We start from the raw sequence: 21593 nt of genomic DNA on the forward strand, positions 1-21593 counted from the left end.
TTAAGGTGCCGCCGATGTCATTGCAGCCCCATTTCAGGGCTTCCACCGCACCTGCGAGACCAAGTTTCACCCAGCTGGGTTGATGGTTGGGAATCCAATTTCCTAAGAAAATTCGCGCCACAGCAGTCAGCAACAGGGCGTCTTCTAGAATCGGTTGATCTCTCCCCACTCGACGACGCAGGGGTTTGGGGGCTTCTTGACCGACGAAAGGTAATAGGATAAATTCGCTAATCCGGGCAGGATATCCTTGGGTAACAGCAGTTTGTTGGAGCGATCGCAACTTGTCTAAATGCTGCATCTGCTGTTCTGGGGTCTCAATATGACCGGAAAGCATGGTGCTAGTGGTTGGCATTCCCAACTTGTGTGCTGTTCCCACAATTTCCAGCCAAGTTGCGGTATCCAGCTTTTCCGGACAAAGGACGCGCCGCACTTCATCGTTCAAAACTTCCGCCGCAGTTCCCGGCATTGAGCCAACACCGGCATCTCGCAGCGCCGCAATCACCGACTCGTAGCTAAGACCATCTTCCCTGGCAATAAATTGCACTTCCTGGGGGGAGAAGGCGTGCAGGTGCAGTTGGGGAAATTCCTCTTTGATTGTCTTCACCAGTTGCAGGTAATAAGGCAAAGAAGCACCATTAATTTTTGCCCCAAGATGGAGTCCCCCCTGCATACAAATCTCAGTTGCCCCCCGCCGGACTCCATCAGCCGCTTTTTCCAAAATTTGGGGACTCTCTAACCAAAATGCGCCTTCTTCGTCTTCATCCCGGCGAAAGGCGCAGAAACTACAGTGCTGTTCGCAGATATTGGTGAAGTTAATATTGCGATTGATTACGTAGGTGACAGTCTCACCCGCTTGCCTGAGTCGCAGCTTATCAGCTGTTTCCCGAATCGCTGACTGGACATCTGGATCGGTTTGCTTTAATAGTACAACTCCCTCTTCTTGTGACAAATCGCCACCTGCCAGGGCACCCTCAAGAATGGCATCAACAGTTTTAGTCGTCACAGCACTTCCCGGTAAAGTAGGTCACTCTTCTCAATTTTGGCAGTAAATGTTTTTTCTGGGAGTTCGCTAGTAGCGCCAGCAGTCAGTTTCACGGGTTTATCGGTTAGCGAAATTCGCTCTAAACTCAAAATTGTGCCTAATTTTTCACAAAGCCTCTAGGTTGTTTTCTAGAATGAGCAATCTTAGGGAAATACCGAGCAATTTAATGGTATGAAATAGAAATTATTTATAATCGGACACCCATAAGCGCAGTAGCAAATCGGCTGGAGAAAGAGTTAGCTATTGTGTCAGGAAATTGCTTACAAGCATTGAATCAAAATTTATCTCTCTATGCATCCGGAGGGCAGTTTAGTTAAATTATCGGTTTGTTAGGAAGACTATCGATGAAAACTGTTTCTAAATTTACAGATTCTACTTAGTTTTATTAGTTGCGACCATAGTGGCTCAGCCTTTATTTCATTTCTGTATAGTTTAGACCTCAGTTCACCTAATCTTTACAACTTCAGGTGAAAAATAGCCATTATTTGAAGATTTAGTAAAGATAGCCTATTCTTTGTCGTAGAATTTCAGTCTAATTGCGTAAAATATAGCGAACCTATTTTGAGGATTGCCCGACCTTACGTAAGTAGCCAATTTTTACAATACCCAAGTAAAGGGATAGTTGGTAAAAATTATGGGAAGGAATCTTTACCCAAACGAGAGCCGGTTGTGAATCTTGTATTTAATATTAATGCTTGTAAATTGAGGAAATAAAAAAATGAGAAATTATATGTCAAAAACGTGGAGAGATGTTACATCCAATCCTAGCGATTTTGATAGTAAGGCTAAAATCAACCAATATAGATTTCCCTTACTCATTATTCTAGCGGGCGTTTTATTTTCACTGTTTTTGCAATCGCAACTCCCAAACGATGTCTTTTTTAGTGGAGATGCTGGGCTTAAAGCTTTGTTAGCGAAACAATTTAGCAGCGGGCAGTTTCGCTTTGACCTGAACTTACCTGTAGAAGACTGGGTTCGGAATCTTTGGCAAAGTGGATTATACCCGTTTCAAGAACCGTTTGTCTATAACAGATTTGGGCAGTACTTCATCACCTTTCCGTTTACTTTTCCCCTTGTTACCGCACCTTTCCAAGCGCTTTTCGGCTATAGAGGATTATACGTCGTTCCCTTGATTGCAACTTGGGCTGTATGGGTAAGTTTTTATTTTGCTTGCAGACGGTTGAAATTAAACGCTTTTAGCACAGCGATCGCGCTTGCAATCCTAATTTTTGCTTCCCCTTTATCTATCTATAGCGCGATGTATTGGGAACATAGCCTCGCTGTAGCGCTTTGCTTTCACGGAATGGCAACTTTATTAATACCGGGGACAGAAGGGTTGTCTAAAAAGGATGCTGTATTAAGTGGGGTATTTATTGGCTTATCTGTTTGGTTTAGAGAAGAAATTCTAGGCATTGTCGCGTTTTTGGCTGTCCTGGTTTATGCTGCATCTTTTTTAAAATTAAAAAAAGTTCAGTTTTTAGCGAGAAGAAAGGAACTCTTTGTTGTCAGCACATTTTTAACGATTGCCATCTTCTTTGTGCTGAATACATTGATTTATAAGCATCCTCTAGGAATGCATTCCGTTCAGATAGTAGAGAAATTCTCCCTAAGCGATAGATTATTAGTGGCGGTGGCAAATTTTAATCAAATGAGTTCTGGCTTGTTTGAGTATTTTCCCCTAACCTTATTTGCAATTTTATATTTAGGAGTGAGTTTATTTAGCCGACAAAAGCTAAAACTAAGCTTGGGAATGACGGTTATCTATGCAACCTGTTTCTTATTTACTGTGGCGGTTGCGGTAATGGTTCCGGCTGGTGCAGGAGGCAAGCAATGGGGACCTCGGTTTTTGCTGGTTTTGGTACCGCTAATTTGCTTGGTCGCAATCAAAGAGTTTGAATTTGTCCGGAGGTTGGCGAAAGGAAGTATTAAAAAGATAGGTACGGTTATTTTCTTGGTGCTTTTTATCATTGGGGTTTATAAAAACACCTACTCCGGCACAGCTTATCTCAGTAAAAATTATCAAGGCATTTCCCCAGCTATTCAGTTCTTGCGATCGCAACCAGAAACAGTAGTCGCGATGTCCAACCAATATGTTGCTCAAGTTCTCCAAGCACCCCTACTTGAAAAAGTATTTTTCCTGACGAAAGAACCTCAGGATTTACAAACTTTGGGCGAGGCGTTACTTGAGCAGAAAAAAGAGAAGTTTATTTATGTCTGCTATTACACTCGTTCCTGCCAAATCTCTGAGAAAAAGCCTGAAGAGGTAAAGCTGCCTTTAAAAAACCAGCAGTTTACGATGGAATTCTTACCTTTAGGAAAATATGGGAATTATCCTATATTCCAGGCATCGATTGGGCAGCGATCGCCCGCAGCGCCAGCCTCATCCTCTTCTGCGGTTCCTGCCTTCAGCAATCGAAGATAAATTGTTAAGCTGTTTGCCCGTAGCGCCAGCCTCATCCTCTTCTGCGGTTCCTGCTTCATCCCTTTAGAGGGAGGAAGCTAGAAACTATCGAGTGCGTTAGAGGTTGGAATTCTCGCGATCGCACGCAATTTTGAGGAAAGTGGGCGATCGCTTTCCCAAGCCTGAGGCTGGCTGAATACCTTTATCGTATCGATCAGCACTTTGCCTCAGGCTGAACGTGAGGGGTTATCAGGAAACCCAGCACCACTTGCACAGCACAAGCTAAAGCTACCAAACTAACGACTGTAATCGGTGACAAAGCCGCACCCGCGATCGCAATCACCAGAATAAAAGCCGCAGAACCCAAACGATAGGCGGCTAAAATCTTACGATGTCGCTTTGTCCCTAAAGTACAGGTAATCAGGTGAATCACCGCCAAGGCTATCAAACACATCGTCACAGCGCCGCAGATCAGCCATCGTTCGTTACTGGGTAACGCTCCTGCCGTTTTGCTGGACACGACAATATGTTCCACACCTACACCAGCAGCAGCAATGCCAATGGCGAGGGGTAAATGGGAATAGAGCCAGATTAAACCAAAGTTCAGGTTGCCAGTTCCCATCCTCCGCAGAGGTGAGCCATCCACGCTGTCAAAGTAGATCCACCACAGGCTAAAAGCAACTATCATCCCCAGCACAGCCACAGTGGCAGATGCAAGACCCCATTGCAGCTGAGAAACGCCTTTGACTACGCCAATCACCGCCTCACCCAACACGATAATCGTAAATAAGCCTAAACGTTCTGGGATGTGTGAAAAGCTCGGCGGCACCTTGGCAGCCAACTGTCTGGCGGTGAGAGGTGTGCCAAAGTCAATCAAAAATCCCAATCCCCAAAGCCAAAAACGCCAAGGAATTGGGACAAAAATTGAGATTAGCCAGATGGCGGCGGCGATGCTAAAGCCTATCACGTACCAAGTTGTCAACTTCCGCGCTGCCACCACAAAGTATCCAGCACTTAGATACTGGAAAATTAAAATACATCGAACAGTTACGTAGGAAAGGGCAAAGCCGTCGGAAGTTTTTCCTAAGCCGTAATGCACGTTTACTGCCAGCACTGCGATCGCAATCATTTGCAGTAATGTTAGCAGTCGGTGTCCTAAGTCGTCAGTATCGAACCGACTTGCGTAAAAAGTCGCCCCAACCCAAGACCACCAAATCGGCACAAACAGCAGCATATAACCCAAAAAACCCAGCAGCGAGACGTGTTCGTTGAGATTATGCGCCACTTCCGCGATCGCTGCCACAAATACCAAGTCATAAAAGAGTTCTAACCAAGTCGCGCGGCGTTCTTTTTCGTTCTCTTCAGGCGTCCGCAGGCGGGGAGGTTGCCACAAAGTTTTAATCATCTTGCACTCTCTAATTTCCGAGAGGATTATGCAGATAATATCCCATAGAAAATCGAATCTTTCTGTAGCGATCGCATTCAGCCGCTAATTGGTCTAAATCTGACTTGGCAAGGCTACCCGTAGGCAGGTGAAGCATTACATTTAACCAGCCGGGAATCCCGATGGTACAGATAAATCTTTTCCGTAAACAGATATTTTGCACCGATGATAGCCGGGTCAAAAAGTCGGGCGCTCGCCACCGGATACTACTACTCTTAAGGGAGTAAAACCCGCTCCAGTTCTAGGTCTCAGGTCTTTTGTTAGGCGTTTAAAATAGAAGTAAGGGACAAAATAAACATTCTTCTAAATGAAACTACAATCATCGGTTTTAGTCCATCTAGGATTCGGAAAATACGTGCGCTCCGACCAGGTGACAGCAATTATCCCCATTGAGGAAGAGCGCGGACCGGGGCGGCGAACCTTCGTTCATCTACAGGGGGAAGCTGACCCGATTGTTGCCTCGCGGGCTGAAGACACTATCATTCGTGACTTGGTGCAAGAACCGCGTGAAGTCACCCAAGCGCGTCAACAGCAAGAAATTCTCCAAGATTTATTGGTGGATTTGAGCAACGTTAACTCAACGGTGCGTCGGATTAGCCGTGATGAAGGCGGTCTGGATCTGGAACTGTTGGAACGACGCATCCGCCAAGTTTTAGAGAATTAAGGTCATCGGGAAGCGGCGATCGCGATCGCCCCTGACTTCAGCTCCAAATTGATCAATACGCAGAATCTGACAGTATGCACGCGATCGCAAACAACATTTCATTCCCAGAAGCGCCATCCACTCGGTTGTGGATGCCGGAGCGAGTTTTATTCACACCCTCTGCCTTAGATGAGCCTTACGGTCAGCAGATACTTTCTCGCGTCCAGTCGCTCAATTTACCTATCGAAGAGTTGCCGCGAAACCGCCTGACTGGTTTACGTGGCGAGAGCGATCGCGATACCTACAACATTGCTAAGCGTACCCTCGCTGTCGTCACCGCACCGCCTAGTTCCTTCAAACTCAGCCCCATCCCTCCATCGGCTGACTGGCAATTTCACATCGCGGAAGGCTGTCCAGCACACTGTCAATACTGTTATTTAGCTGGTAGTTTATCAGGGCCACCAGTAATTCGCGTCTTTGCGAACTTGCCGCAAATATTGGAGAATCTAGCAGCTTACGAAGGAAGCGACGCCACAAGTTTTGAGGTTAGCTGCTACACCGATCCCTTGGGCATTGAACATTTAACTGGCAGCCTTGCAGAATGTATCCGCTACTTTGGCACGCGGACGAACGGACATCTGCGTTGGGTTTCCAAGTTCGATGCGGTGGATGAATTACTCGACTTACCACACAATGGTCACACCCGTTGTCGAATCAGTGTGAATGCCGATCCGGTGTCTCGGCGGTTTGAAGGCGGTACAGCCTCAGTCGCTTCCCGGCTGCAAGCTTTGCGGCGGTTGGCTTTACCTCAATCTTCTGGTGGTGGCGGGTATCCAGTGGGTTTAGTGATTGCACCGATTATGCCGATAGAGGATTGGGAGACACACTACACTCGTTTGCTTGACTCGATTAGCGAAGCACTCGATTTCGATTGTGACCTGACTTTCGAGTTGATTTCCCACCGCTTCACCCCTGGCTCAAAAGAGGTTTTGCAAACTTGGTATCCCCAATCAAAGCTGGACATGGATGAAGAAACACGCACTGTTAAGCGTAACAAGTTTGGCGGCACCAAGTATGTTTATGGCACTGACACGATGAAGACGCTACGGCGCTTTTTTGAAAGTGAGATTACGAAGCGCTTTCCCCAAGGTCGCATTCTCTACTGGACTTAGGATTTCTAGCTAAATCTAATCTTATTCGCTGACCAAAATTATAGGTCAGCTTTTTTATATTTTGAGCGAGTTTGCCAAGGGGGAGAATGCGATCTCTCTGGAGAGCTTATCCAGCTAATTCCTGTTCTTCGGCGTCTACACCCTTTGCTTTAGCCAATACTACGCAATCGTGCTGACTCATTTATATCTGCGACGAAGGAAAAGAAGCGACTGGGTTTCTATTAATTATAATTTTTCTCTCCAATTTATATTGGGCAATAACCAGCTTAAGGCATATCCCAGATTTTTTTTGCTAACCGAGTTAGCATTTCCTGGCGGCGATCAATCGATTTAGAATTCCAAATTTCAAAGGTTTCTAACTCTTTCACTGCGCGGTCTACTGCTGTATTTTTTCCAATTTTCACTTTCTCCCCTATCGATCTAGTCAGCAAAAGTCTCGACTTTGTATATGCTTCTTTCTTCTCTTCAAACGTTTTGTTTACCACTGAAGCATTAATTGTTTTTTCAAGTAACGTCAAATTTCCAAGACGCTTAATATAACTATCAATATCCTTAGGCTTATCAAATAAGTCCTTGATACTTGATAAGGGATTTTGAGGTAGAATATGTTCAACTTCTACTTGCTTATTGTTGATATAGGTTTTTAAGTCAATAATAGACCCATCACTACCATAAGCACTCTCGTCAACATATTGTGTTAATTTTGCTAGAATGTATCGCAACTGTGATTTGGGAACAGAAGACTCTTCTAGCTTACTAAAAGTGAGTTCAAAGCGAGCAGCCACTTTTTGTTTTTCCGGTTGAATATGATGGGTAATGAAATTACTAAATTCTACTGGTTGTGTAACTTTCCGCAGTTCTGAACACCACTGAGTAAAACGTCGCTCGAAGTTGCTAGTGGGTTCGCGTGTAAGCAGGTATGCAAAAAAAATATTTTCAACCTGCCGACATAATTCTACAAAACAATCTTTAGGCAAGTGGCGACCGGATAATAGTATCATCAGAGGCATCCGGACAGCACTACTAATATTACGGATATTTTCCAGGTAACGATTTTTTTTGCCTTCTATATCCTTACCATCCATAAAATTAACGTAAGCTTGGGCAGTTTCAAGCAACTCATCAACAAAAGCTATTGGGTTATTTTCATAATAAGTTTTATTTGTTTTGCTTGAAAACCAACCATATATTCCGTTTTCTTTCAGCGCTTCTACATTTTCATAACGTGCCAATATAAAATAACGTAAAAATCTCATAGGATTTTCTTTTGCTCTAAACAAAATATCAACCATTGTCTTCCATTTTTGTTTAAGAATGTCATATTCTTTTTTCGGGGTTTCCATAAACATTAGATTTTTTACTAAGTCTATGGCATCGAGATTAACACCGCGATTGTTGATTGTTGCAAAAACTCTCAACGCATCCGCTAAAGTTGCAGTTTTCACTCTGACAAGCACGACATTCTTAGTAAAATAAGCATAAAATTTTTTAATTGTCGGAATATCTAAATGACTTTGACCAAATGCACTATCAAGCATTTTTTTTATCTCCTCATAGGCATTTTTAATGTTTTGTGCTGAGGATGTGTTTGGAATTTTATTTAAATCTTCTTTTTGAGCAATTTTTTCCAAAACGCCACAACTATCTGCATATTGAAGCGTAACTCGATACCGAAACACATTATTTCCTTCTTCATCAATATCTGTGGATGCAATCTGACTGGTTAGTAACTCAATAGATTCGTCTTGCTTAATTTCCTGCAAATAGTCTCTTATAGCACAGAGAACTACGTAGGCTGTCGTAATACGCTGTTGACCATCAATTACTTCATATAAACCGTCTGGCAAAACACAAACAATAATGCTGCCAATAAAATATTCTGAAACTGCGCCAGAGTCATTTGAAGAAAACTCTCCATAGATATCCTGGAAAAACTCAGTAACGTGTTCCTTTTCCCAAACATACTCGCGTTGGTAACTCGGAACCACATAGAAGTCATTGAAAAGCTTACCAATACTAAGGTCTTGAGATTCAATCGTTGCCATGCAGTATTCTCAAAAACGAATTAACTAATTACGTGAATGCGCGCACTCTTAGGAAAGTGATGGCTTCCACCCCCTCTAGTTTATATCTGCCTGCTTTGGACAGAATAGTTTCCACACCCTTGACAGTTATGTAGTATATTTGTAGTATTATAGTTGCCGCACAAGGCAAATGTCTTTTCATGGCTCTGGTAAGGCAGAGTATTTGTCCTATGATTCCCCGAACGCGCATCCGTAATATTGGAATTTCTGCTCACATCGACTCTGGTAAAACAACCCTCAGCGAGCGGATTCTGTACTACACGGGCAAAATTTACAAGATTGGCGAAGTTCGGGGAGGTAGCGATCGCGCGACGTTGGACTACATGGAGATAGAGCAACAAAAAGGCATTACCATCACTTCAGCCGCGACAACTTGTGTATGGAATGATACGCAGATTAACCTGATTGATACTCCGGGACACGTAGATTTCACGATTGAAGTTGAACGTGCATTGCGGGTTCTTGATGGTGCGATTATGGTGCTTTGCGCGGTTGCTGGTGTGCAATCGCAATCTATCACCGTAGATAGGCAGATGAAGCGATACCGAGTGCCGCGTATTGCCTTCATTAATAAGATGGATCGGACGGGTGCAAATCCATTCCGAGTCGTGCGCTCGCTGCGAGAAAAACTCGGTTTGAACCCGGTACTGCTTCAGTATCCTATCGGCAGCGAGGATAAGTTTGAAGGCGTCATTGATTTGGTTGAAATGACGGCAAACTATTTTGCTGGAGAAAAAGGCGAAATTCGCGTTATTGAGTCGATTCCCGAACACTTACGGGATGAGGCAAAAGAAGCACGAGAAAAGATGCTCGATCAACTCTCTATGTTCTCCGAACCGATGATGGAGATGCTACTTGAGAGCGAGGAAATTCCCAAAGAAATGATTTGGGAAACCCTGCGTCGGGCAACTTTAAGCTTGCAATTAACTCCAGTTCTGATGGGTTCCGCCTTCAAAAATAAGGGGGTTCAGAACTTATTAGATGCTGTTGCTCTTTACTTGCCGTCACCTGTAGATAGAGAAGTGGTGAAAGCGATCGCGATTACGACCCATGAGCCGATTCCTGTCTATCCAGACACGGAAGCCGCACTGGTTGCCTTGGCTTTCAAAATTGCCAAAGATGAGTACGGACAACTGACTTATACCCGCATATATTCCGGGACGCTGCGCGAGGGACAACGCATCTACAACACTCGCACCAACCAACGGGTGCTAGTGAGCCAAATTGTGCGGATGCACGCAAACAAACGCGAGGAGGTCGAAACCGCAGCCGCTGGGGACATTGTAGCTCTGCTGGGTGTTGAGTGCGCTTCTGGCGATACATTCTGTTCGGACGGAACCAACCTCTCTTTAGAGGGGATATTTGTGCCAGAACCCGTGATGACGCTAGCGATCGCGCCTAAGAAACGGGAAGATGCCGATCAAATGTCAAAAGCGCTCAATCGCTTTACACGAGAAGATCCCACCTTCCGCGTCAGCATCGATCCGGAGTCCAAGGAGACCCTAATTTCGGGGATGGGCGAACTGCATCTAGAAATCTACATCGAACGCATGAAGCGGGAATACAACGCCGAAGTTAACGTCGGTGCGCCCGCCGTAGCATACCGCGAAACCGTTACCCAGTCGGCAACCTTCGACTACAGGCTCAAGAAGCAAGGCGGCGGTCCCGGTCAATATGCTCATGTTATCGGTCGGATTGAACCCTGTGAAGACCCGTTTGCGTTCGAGAATCGGGTGGTTGGTGGTGCAATTCCTAAAGAATTCATCCCCGCTTGCGAGAAAGGTTTCCGCGAAGCGATCGCTAGCGGACATCTCATCGGTTATCCGATTGTTGGTGTCAAAGCGATACTAGAAGCGGGTTCCTACCACGCGATTGACTCTTCGGAAATGGCGTTCCGAACTGCGGCAAGTCTTGCCCTCAAGCAAGCTTTTGCCAAAGCAGCGCCAGTGATCCTCGAACCGATTATGCTCGTGGAAGTGGAGACACCTAACGAGTTTGTCGGGCGAGTGCAGGGCGATCTCTCGTCTCGTCGCGGCGTCCTGCTGGGTTCGGAGACGATGGAAAATTACGCCGTTATCCGTGCCGAAGTGCCGTTCGTGGAGATGTTCGGCTATTCTGCACAGTTGAGATCGCTTTCTTCCGGTCAAGCTAACTTCTCAATGGAGTTTGCCTCCAACAAGCCGGTACCCGCTAACCTGCAACAGCAGCTGATGGAAAACGCTGCCCATCTGCGCGGCTAAAGCCTGCATCTGAAAATAGCACTAAGGAGTGTTCGCGTAGCGGCACTCTCTTGGCGGACTGAGGACTGAAAATCTAGTTCTCAGTCTTTTCTTTGCACTAATAAAATGGAGTAACACACTCAAGGAGTGCCTGATGAGCCAGACCACTACCGATCGAGTCCGTTGGACAGTTGCCGATCTGGAGTTGTTGCCAGATAACGGGAATCGCTATGAGATTGTGGATGGAGAATTATTTGTGACACGCGCACCACACTGGGGTCATCAAAGAGTATGTAGCAACATTTGTACAGAGTTGAATTTTTGGTCGCGACAGACTGGTTTAGGAGAATCTGTAAGTGGTGCTGGCATCATTTTTACAGATGCTGATAACGTGATTCCTGACGTAGTTTGGGCAAGCAAGGAACGATTAGCTGCTGTGTTGGATGATGCAGGGCATTTAACCGCAGCACCAGAGTTGGTGGTTGAGGTGCTATCTCCAGGCGAGGAGAATGAACGCAGAGATAGACAGGTGAAACTAAAACTCTACGCATCGCAGGGAGCTAGGGAATACTGGATAGTTGATTGGCGTTTGCAGCAAATTCAGATTTATCGACGGGAGGGGGCAACACTGGTGCTAACAGCAACATTGTTTGCCAGCGATGAACTGACTTCGCCCTTGCTTCCCGGTTTTACTTGTCCTGTGGCGCGGTTGTTTAGTTAGAAGTTAGCGGAAATTAGCGATCGCAATTTGCCTTGAATTGTAAACCCAAGATGAATCGAATAGCACAACGAAAAATTGCTAGATGTTATTGTTGCAGAGACAGCCATCGTTAGCGATCATCGTACTTAAAAATCTTTCTAAAACCCACCGCAATTGCCAATTTCAAAAGATGCTTTACTGCTACGGTTACTGCTGCCAGCGGAAGGCAAATCGTGATGATTACTATTTGCCTTTTTGCTTTTATCTTTAATATCAGGCAAACTTAGTTTAAATAACTTCATAGAAATGCTTATTTTTTAAAACACTATTGACAAATTAATTGATATATGTAGAAAATGCCTGCGGGCGTCTGTCGCCAGTGCTTGACGGGAAGCGAATCAGGATTAGGGGAAATCTCAAAGTGAACATTCTGCTAGTGGAAGATGATGAGCGTTTGGCACAAGCTCTCACCAAAACCCTCAGCGATCGCAATTATATAATTGACCGGGCAGCCGATGGGCAAGCAGGCTGGCAATTTGCACGGGCTGGTACTTATGACTTAATTTTGCTAGATGTGATGCTGCCTACACTTGATGGCATCAGTCTTTGTCAGCGGCTACGTTCTTTGGGGCGGTTGATGCCGATTCTCTTATACGCTGCCCATGAAATTGATGGCGATAAAGTCATTGCGCTGGATGCTGGTGCGGATGATTATGTCCTCAAACCCTTTGATTTAGAAGAAGTAGCGGCTCGTGTCCGCACTCTCCTGTGTCATTGCTGTTTATTAAAGCCGCCAATTCTGAAGAATGGCAGCCTAGGTCTTGACCCGCCTACCTTAGAGGGACGCTATGAAGGGAAAAACTTGCATCTTACCCCCAAACAGTATGCGCTACTAGAACTGTTTGTGCGCTGTCCGAATCAAGTCTTTAGCCGCAGCGAGCTTCTGGAACACCTGTGGTCGTTTGAGCAACCACCCGCTGAAGAAACCGTCCGATCTCACATTAAAGGGTTGCGGCAAAAACTGAGAGCCGCGGGCGCTCCCACCGATCTGATTGAGACGGTTTATGGGCTAGGATATCGCCTCAAGCCAGCTCAATCTCATCCTCCAACACAAGCGGTATCCTCCGCCCTACACCAGCCGCCGACGCTTGCTCAAACGCAGGCAGCAGTGATGAAAGTTTGGGAGCGCTTGCAAGGAGAGATTATCTCTCGGATAGATGTTGTTGAGGAGGCAACGACTGCCTTATTGAGAGACGAATTGGGGTTGGAACAGCGCCACCGAGCAGTTTGGGCAGCTCACAAGCTAGCGGGTTCTTTAGGGATGTTTGGCTTTCCTTGGGGTTCTCAACTAGCTCGTCAGATTGAACATAGCTTTCAACCGGAGACGCCATTGGATCGGGACATAGCGCAACACTTGTGCGAATTAGTTGCGGATCTCCGATGCGAACTGCGGCAGCCTCCAGCAATCGGGCGCAAAATTCGCTCGGTGTCGGTGGATGTAGAAATGCAAGATAGATTGTCTCAGATTAAATCTGGTTGATTGAGCCTAACGGAGTTCTTGGCTCATTCCAATCCGGCTTGCTAACCCAGATTAAAATCTCCGATAAGTCAAAATAATTTTCAGATGCGTTGCGTCCGTTGTTTCCTGAAATTCTTGCTGGCTTTTTTACCGCTCACCTTACCTGTTAAAGCTCAACAAATGGAAGTAACTGATAGCGATCGCCTGATTATCCGTTCTGTGATTTCTAACCAACTGGAAGCATTTCAGAAAGACGATGCTGAAGGAGCTTTCTCCTTTGCTAGCGCAGAAATTCAAGCTCAATTCGGGACGCCAGACAACTTTTTAAGGATGGTGAAGGCTGCTTATCAACCAGTTCATCGTCCTCGTTCCGTGATGTTTGAGAACATGACCACAATTGAAGGATTCCCAGCTCAGCAAGTGCTTCTACTCGATCGAGATGGGAATTTGATCAGGGCACTTTATCTGATGAAAAAGCAATCTCAGGGTAAATGGAAAATTACTGGGTGTTATTTAGTGCCAGTAAAAGGAGAAACGGTTTGAATAGAAAATTGGTAAGAAGAGTTTTGAGTTTTGATGTGAGAAGATAGTGTTTAAGATGAAATCAAAAAAAGATAAATTTATACTTATAAATCTATGAGTTCGTCTATTTCCTCCCAAACACCTCGCCCCCCACTGCTACCGACACAAGCTTTGGCGGTAAAATCATTTCACTGGATCAACATTATTAGCTTGCTTTTAATGATTACCAGCGGACTACAGATTTACAATGCTAATCCGGTTTTTGGCGGACGCGGTGGTTGGCATTTTCCACCCTTGTTTTTGCTAGGCGGCTGGCTTGCTGGAGGTAGACACTGGCATTTTGCTGCCATGTGGCTATTTGCTCTAAATTTAGTTTGGTACGGGATTTATATTTTGATAACTCGGCGCTGGAAGCATCGATTTGTAGGTGAGAAGGATGTGAAGGCACTGCAATTGAGCCACAACCCCAAGCGCATTGCTTATGCTTGGCATCGAATTGCTTACACCGCGATTATTCCGATTTTACTGCTCGCTTTGCTAAGCGGACTGGGAATGTATAAACCAGCTCAATTTCACTGGATTGTTGATTTATTTGGCGATTGGCAAGCATTGCGAATTGTTCACTTTATGAGTGTGCCAACTGTCATACTCTTTGCAATGGTTCACTCTTGGCTAGCTCTTAAAGTAGGAGGTTCTCGTTTAATTGATTCTATGTTCTGGTAGCGGTATTTTATAATGAGCTGTAGGTTGGATTACAACAATCCTAAAGCTCATTATCAATCTAGTTTCCTTCTTTAAAATGAGTTCACTGGGTTTCTTACAGGAACTCTTAAAGGAGGAGGTTGCTATTTAAGTTATTGAATATTTTAGTAGAGATATTTTATGAACTTGATTCAAGTTCCCCGTCGCAGATTTCTGCAATTCTCAGGAATTTCTAGTATTAGCTTACTTCTGGGGGGTTGTGCGTTCAGCGTGTTTCAGGGGATTGCAGGTAAAGCTTTTGAACCCCTCAACCAAAGTGTTGAAGAGTTACTGCTAAATCCGCAAAAACCTGTACCTGAATTTCCTGCTAGCCAGATTGAGCCAGATGCTTTAATTATTAATACATTTGACTTTACGCCACAAATAGACCCTGTTGCGTTTCGCCTAAATGTAAATGGCGAGGTTAATAATCCTTTGAGTCTTAGTATGGCGGATCTTCAGCAAATGCCTTTATCCTCAATGACAATTCGCCATGTCTGCGTCGAAGGTTGGGCGGCAATTGTGCAGTGGGGGGGAATCCAACTGCGGGAAATTGTATCTCTAGCGCAACCAAAAGCGAATGTCCGCTATGCTTACTTTAAATCGGCGGATGGTTATTACGAAAGTTGGGATATCGCTTCTGCGTTGCATCCCCAAACTCTCATGGCGTATCAAAAAAATAGTCAACCTTTATCGGTTGAAAATGGTGCCCCTCTACGTCTAGCTTCCCCGATTAAACTCGGCTACAAGCAAAGCAAATGGGTGACAAGCATTACGCTAGTTGGCGATTTGTTACCTTATAAGGGCTATTGGGAAGATCAAGGTTATGAATGGTTCGCAGGGCTATAGTTGCAGCCTGCGGTTTCACACTTCAATTTTTATCTTGAACTTTTATACGAATGGTAGATGCAAGGCTCTGGCAATTATTTTAAAGCTATTTTCAAAGCCATAAAATAACTATGTATAGCAAGATTGAGAATTCCCGAATCATACTTCAATCAAAAAATATCAATCTTGCTCCAAGCGATCGCGTTCTTTGATCTCATTGCATTGAAAGTGTAGGGGAGTCTCTAATACTCCCCTACTGACGAGGCGTATACTACTTACCTGTCGTCTATTACAACGCAATTTTCACTTCCTTGAAAATTAATCAGTTGCCCAAGACTTGCCCAAGAGCTGCGATCGCAGATTGAGCATTTTGACTCTGCCGAACGAAGTGGCAGATGTAGCGCTACTTAAGCGGCGCGGCGAGTGAGTAAGTTCCACAGGAAAACTGCAACGATTGCGCCTAAAACAGCGACAATGATTCCAGGAATGCTCAAGCTAGAAGCTGCTAATTGTAGAGTCCCCGTTTGCAGGAAAGTACCGATACTACCGCCTACGAAAGCTCCAATGATTCCTAGTACGATGGTTCCTAGAATACCACCGCCTTGATGACCCGGATAAATAGCTTTAGCAATTGCACCAGCAATCAGACCTAAAACGATCCAAGCAATAATGTTCATGGTTCTGATTCCTTAATAGTCTCTTCTTTACATTTACAGATTAACAGTTCAAATAGAGCAATCCTATCTGCCACACGATATAAGTGTCTTTACCTCAAAAGATAGGCAAACAGATAGGCAAACGGCATTCTTTTCACGTTCAGATTCCTAAAGCGCTAATTCGTCTATTGATTGCACCGAACTTTCTACTCAATTAATAATATTTAACATTGGGGTAAAAGAGGATAAACGCTTAGGTTCAAGCTCTAGAGTTGCCTTTATCCTACAAAAAAACTAAATAAAGCATCCTTGAGACTGATGTTAAATTACCGAGCAGTATGATAACCTCCGGACGAATAAATCGGGGGAATAAGCAGTGAGAGCGCTGATCCGGCTGGGAATTGCACTGTTACTTATGCTATTTGGGTTAGTTAGTTACTGCACTACGACAGTGGAGAACCCGGTAACTGGGGAAAAGCAGCGGGTGCAACTTTCGCCAAAGGAGGAAGTCGTCCTAGGACTGCAAGCGCGATCGCAAATGGCGGCAAAATTTGGCGGTCTGTACCCAGATCCGGCGCTACAAAACTATATTGACAAAGTAGGAAATGAGGTGGTGCAGGAGTCAAAGGCGAAGACTTCCGGCTATCCCTTTGAATTTCATTTGTTGCGCGACCCTCAAACGATTAATGCCTTCGCGTTGCCGGGAGGACAAATTTTCATTACTGCGGGTTTGCTGCGTCGTCTTTCTTCTGAAGCACAACTGGCGTCTGTGTTGGGGCACGAGGTCGGGCACGTTGTGGGACGACACGGGGCGGAACGCTTGGCAAAACAGCAACTCGGTACGGCACTAGTGACAGCAGTTGGAGTCGCGGCGAGTGATGACCAAGGTGGGGGTCGGCAGGCACAAGTGATTGCCCAGGCAGTGAACCAGATTGTCAATCTGCGCTACGGACGGGAGGACGAACTAGAAAGCGATCGCCTTGGTGTTCAGTTTATGGCGCAAGCTGGATATAACCCTAAAGCCAGTGTTGAAGTGATGCAGATTCTGGCGAGTGCCAGGAGTGGCGGTCAATCTCCGGAGTTTTTCAGCACCCACCCCAACCCTGAGAACCGAATTCAAAAACTACAGGCTTTAATCTCTCAAACCTATCCCAACGGCGTTCCACCACAATTAGAGATTGGACGCGAGGACTTTGCTCAGTCTGTGCGATCGCGTTTGCCACCCGCAACTCAGTAACGACCGGGAAACTCACCCTTACAGCCCTCAGCCCTTCAAGACAGCACATTCCGAATGTAGCCCCACTTCCCGCCGCTGAAAGACAATTCCCCATTCTCACCGGAACGCCACGATCCACCAATATTAACCAGCGCCAATCCTTGGGAAAAGGATTGCGCGTTGTCAAATTCTGTAGGAATGACCAGCTTTCCTATCTTGTTAATATAGCCCCACTTGCCAGCAATTTTGACTGCCGCTAGCCCTTCTAAAAAAGACCCAGCATCCTCAAATTGCGGCACTATTACGACCTTCCCAGTTCTATCGATATACTGCCATTTCCCAACAAGTTTTACCGCTGCTAATTTTTCTGAAAAAGATTTAGCGTCCTCAAATTGTGGCAATATTACCAGCTTTCCCGTCGTGTCAATATAACCATATTTTCCACCAACACCAATGCGTGCCATTCCTTCCGAAAAGGCATCAGCGCTATCAAATTGCGGAGGAATTGTCAGGGTGTTTGGATTAAAAATAGTTTGGAAGCGAAGCAGAAAGTTGTTGATCCAACCCTGAGGCGCATCTAGCGCCTTAGTGTTCCTCCGATCGATGTAGCCCCACTTGTTCTCTATCTTGACTGCTGCCAACCCTTCTGAAAAAGACTTAGCTTCATCAAATTGCAGCGGAACGACGAGTTTCCCCGTATTATCGAGATAACCATATTTGCTACCAATTTTTATCGCTGCCATCCCTTCTCTAAAATACTCAGCGCTATCAAATTGGAATCGGCTAATCAATTTTCCGGTAGTATCAATAAAGCTCCATTTATAGCCCATTTTGACTCGCGCCAACCCGCTATGAAAAGAATCCACCCAGTCAAATTGCGGCTGGCTGACACTTTTTCCGGTCGTGTCGATATAGCTATATTTGCCGCCAATTCTCCGACTGGTAAAGCCAAGCTGTTTTAATTGTGAGGGATTAAAGGGTGCAGGCTGGGAGTAGGGGCCAGAACGCAAGGCTTTCGCTAAGGCATCGTTGTCTTCTCGCAGACCTTCGTAGAAGAAGAAAACTTCGCCTTGGATGCCACGAAAGCGATTGTAAGCGATCGCTTGCAACAAGTATTCGGCGCTGATGCGATATCCACCGACTTTAAGTAAAATACCGGGTATCAGGGTTGGTAGTTGTGCGGCGGTAAATTGCTGGGCGACAAGACTATCAACCAGTTGTTTGTAACTAGAGAAATCGCGGCGATACAACTGTGGATGCATCATATCAACTAACCCGCGATCGCTCCAAGCTTTGGGATCTTGCAGATATTCTTGAAGTGCCCAACCGTGGGGACTCGGTGCCAGTGAAATCAGCAAGTCTGGCTTAATATTAATGACTTCTTGGTAGAGGTGAGTTAAAAAATCGGTAAGAATATCCGCACGCCACTGAAGCCATTGCGGATCTTTGGGGTTTTGCGGAGGATTTTGAAAGAACTGCTGAAAGTAGCGATCGCTTGTTCGTCGATCGTAGCCCCCTTCGCTTGGAAGTGCAGGCAGGCGATCGTCCCCTTGAATGCCGCTAATATCGTAATTTTTGACAACTTCTAGCACTAAATTGAGTAAGAATTCCTGCACTTCAGAATCAAGGGCATTCATCCACTCGAAACTGTTCTTTTTAACTAAATTCCCGCTGTTATCGCGGGCACCCCAATCAGGTTTTTTCGCTAGAATATGCCCGCCATTTTGATTGTAAGAAGCGGCGAATCCGTATTCAAACCAGGGAATCACCGCAAGTCCAACTCGACGCGCCTCAGTTACCATTTCAGCTAAGGGATTGCGATCGCGATATCGCGGATCAATTTCGACCCCAAAATTGTCTCGCATCACTTTACTGGGATATAGCGTAAAGGCACTATTCCAAATAACAGGAAAAACCACATTGAACCCAGTTTGAGCGAGAAAATCCATCGCCGCAGCAATGTTTTGCCGAGAATTCAGGACTTTGCTATCTGTCGTGGTAATCCAGACACCGCGAGTTTCCATTACTGCCTCTTTGGCGCGTATTGTCTAACCAGTGCCACTCCTTCAGAAAAAGCATCCGCTTCATCAAATTGTGGCGAGATTACGAGTTTACCTGTTTTATCGATATAACCCCACTTGTCAGCAATTTTGACTCGTGCCAATCCTTCCGAAAAAGCTTCAGCTTCATCAAATTGCGGTTGAATCACCACAAATTCCATCCCTGGAATATACTGCAAGGGCACGCCAGGAATACTCAAAGCGCGACAAATCAAAGCCGCAATCTCGCCTCTCGTGGCATTCTGATTGGGGTTAAAGCGTCGGACATTCGGATAATTGACGACAAGATATTTTTCGGTTGCAGACGCGATCGGGCTAATTGCATAATTGGGAATCTGCGCTGCATCCTCAAAATACTTTTTTAATGTCTCGCTGGGGTTTGTGGTAGCGCCATACTTCAACCCGGATGCCAAAGCTACAAAAGCTTGCACTCGCGGAATCGCCTGACTGGGCTTAAATGTGCGATCTGGATAGCCAGACAAAAAACCAGCCCGATAAACAATTTGAATCGCCTGATAAGCCCAATGACTTGAAGGCACATCCACAAAGTTAATCGCATTCCGAATCGGGACAGCATTGGGAAACGCCTTTCGTACCAATGCTGCAAACTCCGCCCTCGTCACCTGTGCATTCGGACGAAAACTGCCATCTGGGTAGCCGCTAATTAGATTTCGTTCATGTAGTTGTTTGATACACTCTTGCGCCCAATGGTTTTGAATATCAGAAAAGATAAGCTCGTTCAACTTGACTAACTCCTGAATTCTAATTTACCTATTAATACAATTCTCATATTTAAAGACAAAATATTTGCTCCACCCTATATTCTTTGGCAAAAGGTAGAATCTTATCCTAGCCCCCCTTAAAAAGGGGGGTTGGGGGATTTCTAATAATCAAGCATCAATAATGATCGTCTTGATTAACAATTTTAATCTTGCTAGCGGCTTTAGTCGCTTTATTCCGCGCCTCTTGGACATTACTTGCTTTCGCCAAAGCGACTCCCATTCTGCGGTTAGGGCGAGAATTTGGCTTTCCAAATAACCGGATATCTACATTCGGTTCAGATAAAGCCTCTTGCACCTCCATAAAAGCGATTGAATTTGAATGCTTACTTGCCAGAATTACTGCACTTGCTGAATCCCCTAATAGTTCTATTTTAGGAATTGGTAAGCCTAAAACCGCTCTTAGATGCAATTCAAATTCATTCAAGTTTTGAGAAATTAATGTCACCATTCCCGTATCATGAGGTCTGGGAGAAAGTTCGGAAAAAATTACAGAATCTTTGGTAATAAAGAACTCCACCCCGAAGATTCCAGCGCCTCCCAAAGCATCAGTAACTTTTTGCGCGATCGCCTGTGCTTCCAAAAGCAAGTTTTCTGGCATTGCTGCGGGTTGCCAAGATTCTTGATAATCCCCTCTTTCTTGACGATGACCAATAGGAGGACAGAAAATAGTTGGAGCATTCCACTGCTTAATCGTTAGCAAGGTTATTTCTAATTCAAAGGGAATGAACTCTTCGACAATAATTTTTTGAGTATCTCCTCTAGAACCTTCAATTGCGTACTTCCATGCCGCTTCAACTTCATCGCTCGAATTGACAACCGATTGACCTTTTCCAGAGGATGACATCACAGGTTTCACTACATTGGGAAACCCAATTTTGTCGCAAGCATCAATAAATTCCTCCAGCGTTGTTGCATACGCATATTTAGCAGTTCTAAGTCCTAATTGCTGATGGGCAAGTTCTCTAATTCGGTCTCGATTCATCGTGTAATGGGTAGCAGTAGCAGTTGGAATGACTGTAAACCCTCTCTTTTCAAATTCAATCAGTTTCTCCGTCCTAATCGCTTCAATTTCCGGAATAATTAAATTTGGCTGATGTTTTTGCACGACGGCTTCTAGGTCATCAGCACTGAGCATAGAAATTACTTCAAATTCATCAGCTACTTGCATTGCTGGAGCATTATGATAGCGATCCACTGCAATGATATGGTTGCCTAGACGTTGAGCAGCGATGACAAATTCTTTGCCGAGTTCTCCTGAACCAAGCAGCATGATTTTTTGAGGAAGCTTCAGAGAGTGTCCCATTGATTTTTTGACTTTGAGCTACCAGATTTCGCCAATTCATTGTAAAACTAAGCAGCGCTATTTAGATCGCGATCGCCTAAAATTTATACATTATCCTTTCCTAACCTTCTTCTGTCACTTTCCGAAGTAAGCAAGTAGTAAATAAGTAAAATTATCCAGAAGCATAGCAGGGTTTAAATTGATTCATTGCAGCAATTAAATGATTAAATCCTAGTAATAAATGTGAATCAGGGAAAATGTTTAGCCAGGGATAAATCATCC

Annotated in this window: 19 protein-coding genes; 10 read left to right on the forward strand and 9 right to left on the reverse strand. The window is 45.0% G+C overall.

Annotated features, from left to right (window positions below; genetic code table 11):
* Both cofH and NDA06_RS21900 read right to left on the reverse strand, forming a co-directional pair.
* Positions 1 to 1003: 7,8-didemethyl-8-hydroxy-5-deazariboflavin synthase subunit CofH (cofH, locus tag NDA06_RS21895; RefSeq protein ID WP_348251852.1), on the reverse strand; the 1003-nt coding region annotated here is incomplete at its 3' end.
* Complete coding sequence (locus tag NDA06_RS21900) at positions 1000 to 1131, reverse strand: hypothetical protein (protein WP_277878357.1); 132 nt, start codon at positions 1129 to 1131, stop codon at positions 1000 to 1002. The genes NDA06_RS21900 and cofH, both read right to left, overlap by 4 nt.
* 641 nt (positions 1132 to 1772) lie before the next feature.
* Between NDA06_RS21900 and NDA06_RS21905 the strand changes: the two genes are divergently transcribed.
* The gene (locus tag NDA06_RS21905) at positions 1773 to 3464 is read left to right on the forward strand and encodes a dolichol-phosphate mannosyltransferase (RefSeq protein WP_199324069.1); all 1692 of its coding nucleotides are present in this window, start codon (positions 1773 to 1775) and stop codon (positions 3462 to 3464) included.
* Between the two features lie 193 nt (positions 3465 to 3657).
* Here the strand turns inward: NDA06_RS21905 and NDA06_RS21910 are convergent, their stop codons facing one another.
* A complete protein-coding gene (locus tag NDA06_RS21910; RefSeq protein ID WP_190985668.1) occupies positions 3658 to 4848 on the reverse strand; it encodes a low temperature requirement protein A in 1191 nt (396 codons plus the stop codon).
* Between the two features lie 10 nt (positions 4849 to 4858).
* Complete coding sequence (locus tag NDA06_RS21915) at positions 4859 to 5068, reverse strand: hypothetical protein (RefSeq protein WP_206755359.1); 210 nt, start codon at positions 5066 to 5068, stop codon at positions 4859 to 4861.
* Between the two features lie 126 nt (positions 5069 to 5194).
* Between NDA06_RS21915 and NDA06_RS21920 the strand changes: the two genes are divergently transcribed.
* The gene (locus NDA06_RS21920; RefSeq protein ID WP_190410482.1) at positions 5195 to 5551 is read left to right on the forward strand and encodes a hypothetical protein; all 357 of its coding nucleotides are present in this window, start codon (positions 5195 to 5197) and stop codon (positions 5549 to 5551) included.
* A gap of 74 nt (positions 5552 to 5625) precedes the next feature.
* Complete coding sequence (locus NDA06_RS21925; RefSeq protein ID WP_190985670.1) at positions 5626 to 6702, forward strand: spore photoproduct lyase family protein; 1077 nt, start codon at positions 5626 to 5628, stop codon at positions 6700 to 6702.
* Between the two features lie 266 nt (positions 6703 to 6968).
* On the opposite strand, the gene NDA06_RS21930 is transcribed toward NDA06_RS21925, so the two are convergent.
* Complete coding sequence (locus tag NDA06_RS21930) at positions 6969 to 8747, reverse strand: DUF262 domain-containing protein (RefSeq protein ID WP_190985671.1); 1779 nt, start codon at positions 8745 to 8747, stop codon at positions 6969 to 6971.
* Positions 8748 to 8956: 209 nt separating this feature from the next.
* On the opposite strand from NDA06_RS21930, the gene fusA reads away from it, so the two are divergent.
* From fusA to NDA06_RS21960, 6 genes are all read left to right on the forward strand, one after another.
* Entirely contained in the window at positions 8957 to 11026 is a 2070-nt protein-coding gene (fusA, locus tag NDA06_RS21935) for an elongation factor G (protein WP_190985672.1), read from the forward strand.
* Between the two features lie 133 nt (positions 11027 to 11159).
* On the forward strand, positions 11160 to 11726 hold the full coding sequence (locus NDA06_RS21940) for a Uma2 family endonuclease (RefSeq protein ID WP_190985673.1): 567 nt from the start codon (positions 11160 to 11162) through the stop codon (positions 11724 to 11726).
* A 400-nt stretch (positions 11727 to 12126) separates the two neighbouring features.
* The gene (locus NDA06_RS21945; RefSeq protein WP_190525237.1) at positions 12127 to 13245 is read left to right on the forward strand and encodes a response regulator; all 1119 of its coding nucleotides are present in this window, start codon (positions 12127 to 12129) and stop codon (positions 13243 to 13245) included.
* An 84-nt stretch (positions 13246 to 13329) separates the two neighbouring features.
* Positions 13330 to 13767, forward strand: a complete 438-nt coding sequence (locus NDA06_RS21950; protein WP_242047441.1) for a DUF4864 domain-containing protein — start codon at positions 13330 to 13332, stop codon at positions 13765 to 13767.
* A gap of 93 nt (positions 13768 to 13860) precedes the next feature.
* Positions 13861 to 14469 carry a cytochrome b/b6 domain-containing protein gene (locus tag NDA06_RS21955; protein ID WP_190525235.1) on the forward strand — a complete coding sequence of 203 codons (609 nt, stop codon included), beginning with the start codon at positions 13861 to 13863 and terminating at the stop codon, positions 14467 to 14469.
* A 159-nt stretch (positions 14470 to 14628) separates the two neighbouring features.
* Positions 14629 to 15336 (forward strand): molybdopterin-dependent oxidoreductase, encoded by a 708-nt coding sequence (locus NDA06_RS21960; RefSeq protein ID WP_190985674.1) that lies wholly within the window; start codon positions 14629 to 14631, stop codon positions 15334 to 15336.
* A gap of 386 nt (positions 15337 to 15722) precedes the next feature.
* Here the strand turns inward: NDA06_RS21960 and NDA06_RS21965 are convergent, their stop codons facing one another.
* Positions 15723 to 15992, reverse strand: a complete 270-nt coding sequence (locus tag NDA06_RS21965) for a GlsB/YeaQ/YmgE family stress response membrane protein (RefSeq protein WP_190410490.1) — start codon at positions 15990 to 15992, stop codon at positions 15723 to 15725.
* 394 nt (positions 15993 to 16386) lie between these two features.
* Here NDA06_RS21965 and NDA06_RS21970 point away from each other — a divergent pair, with 394 nt between their 5' ends.
* Entirely contained in the window at positions 16387 to 17208 is an 822-nt protein-coding gene (locus NDA06_RS21970; protein WP_190428607.1) for a M48 family metallopeptidase, read from the forward strand.
* A 35-nt stretch (positions 17209 to 17243) separates the two neighbouring features.
* On the opposite strand, the gene NDA06_RS21975 is transcribed toward NDA06_RS21970, so the two are convergent.
* The 3 genes from NDA06_RS21975 to purT form a co-directional block, all read right to left on the reverse strand.
* Positions 17244 to 19211, reverse strand: coding sequence for a WG repeat-containing protein (locus NDA06_RS21975; RefSeq protein ID WP_190985675.1), 1968 nt, complete (start codon positions 19209 to 19211; stop codon positions 17244 to 17246).
* A complete protein-coding gene (locus NDA06_RS21980) occupies positions 19211 to 19990 on the reverse strand; it encodes an S-layer homology domain-containing protein (RefSeq protein WP_190985676.1) in 780 nt (259 codons plus the stop codon). Before NDA06_RS21980 ends, NDA06_RS21975 begins: the two co-directional genes overlap by 1 nt.
* A gap of 154 nt (positions 19991 to 20144) precedes the next feature.
* Positions 20145 to 21332: a formate-dependent phosphoribosylglycinamide formyltransferase gene (gene purT / locus NDA06_RS21985; protein ID WP_190687308.1), complete on the reverse strand. Its 1188-nt coding sequence runs from the start codon at positions 21330 to 21332 to the stop codon at positions 20145 to 20147.
* Positions 21333 to 21593: the final 261 nt, after the last annotated feature.

The sequence above is a fragment of the Trichocoleus sp. ST-U1 genome (assembly GCF_039961835.1).
Lineage (GTDB): Bacteria > Cyanobacteriota > Cyanobacteriia > Cyanobacteriales > FACHB-T130 > FACHB-T130.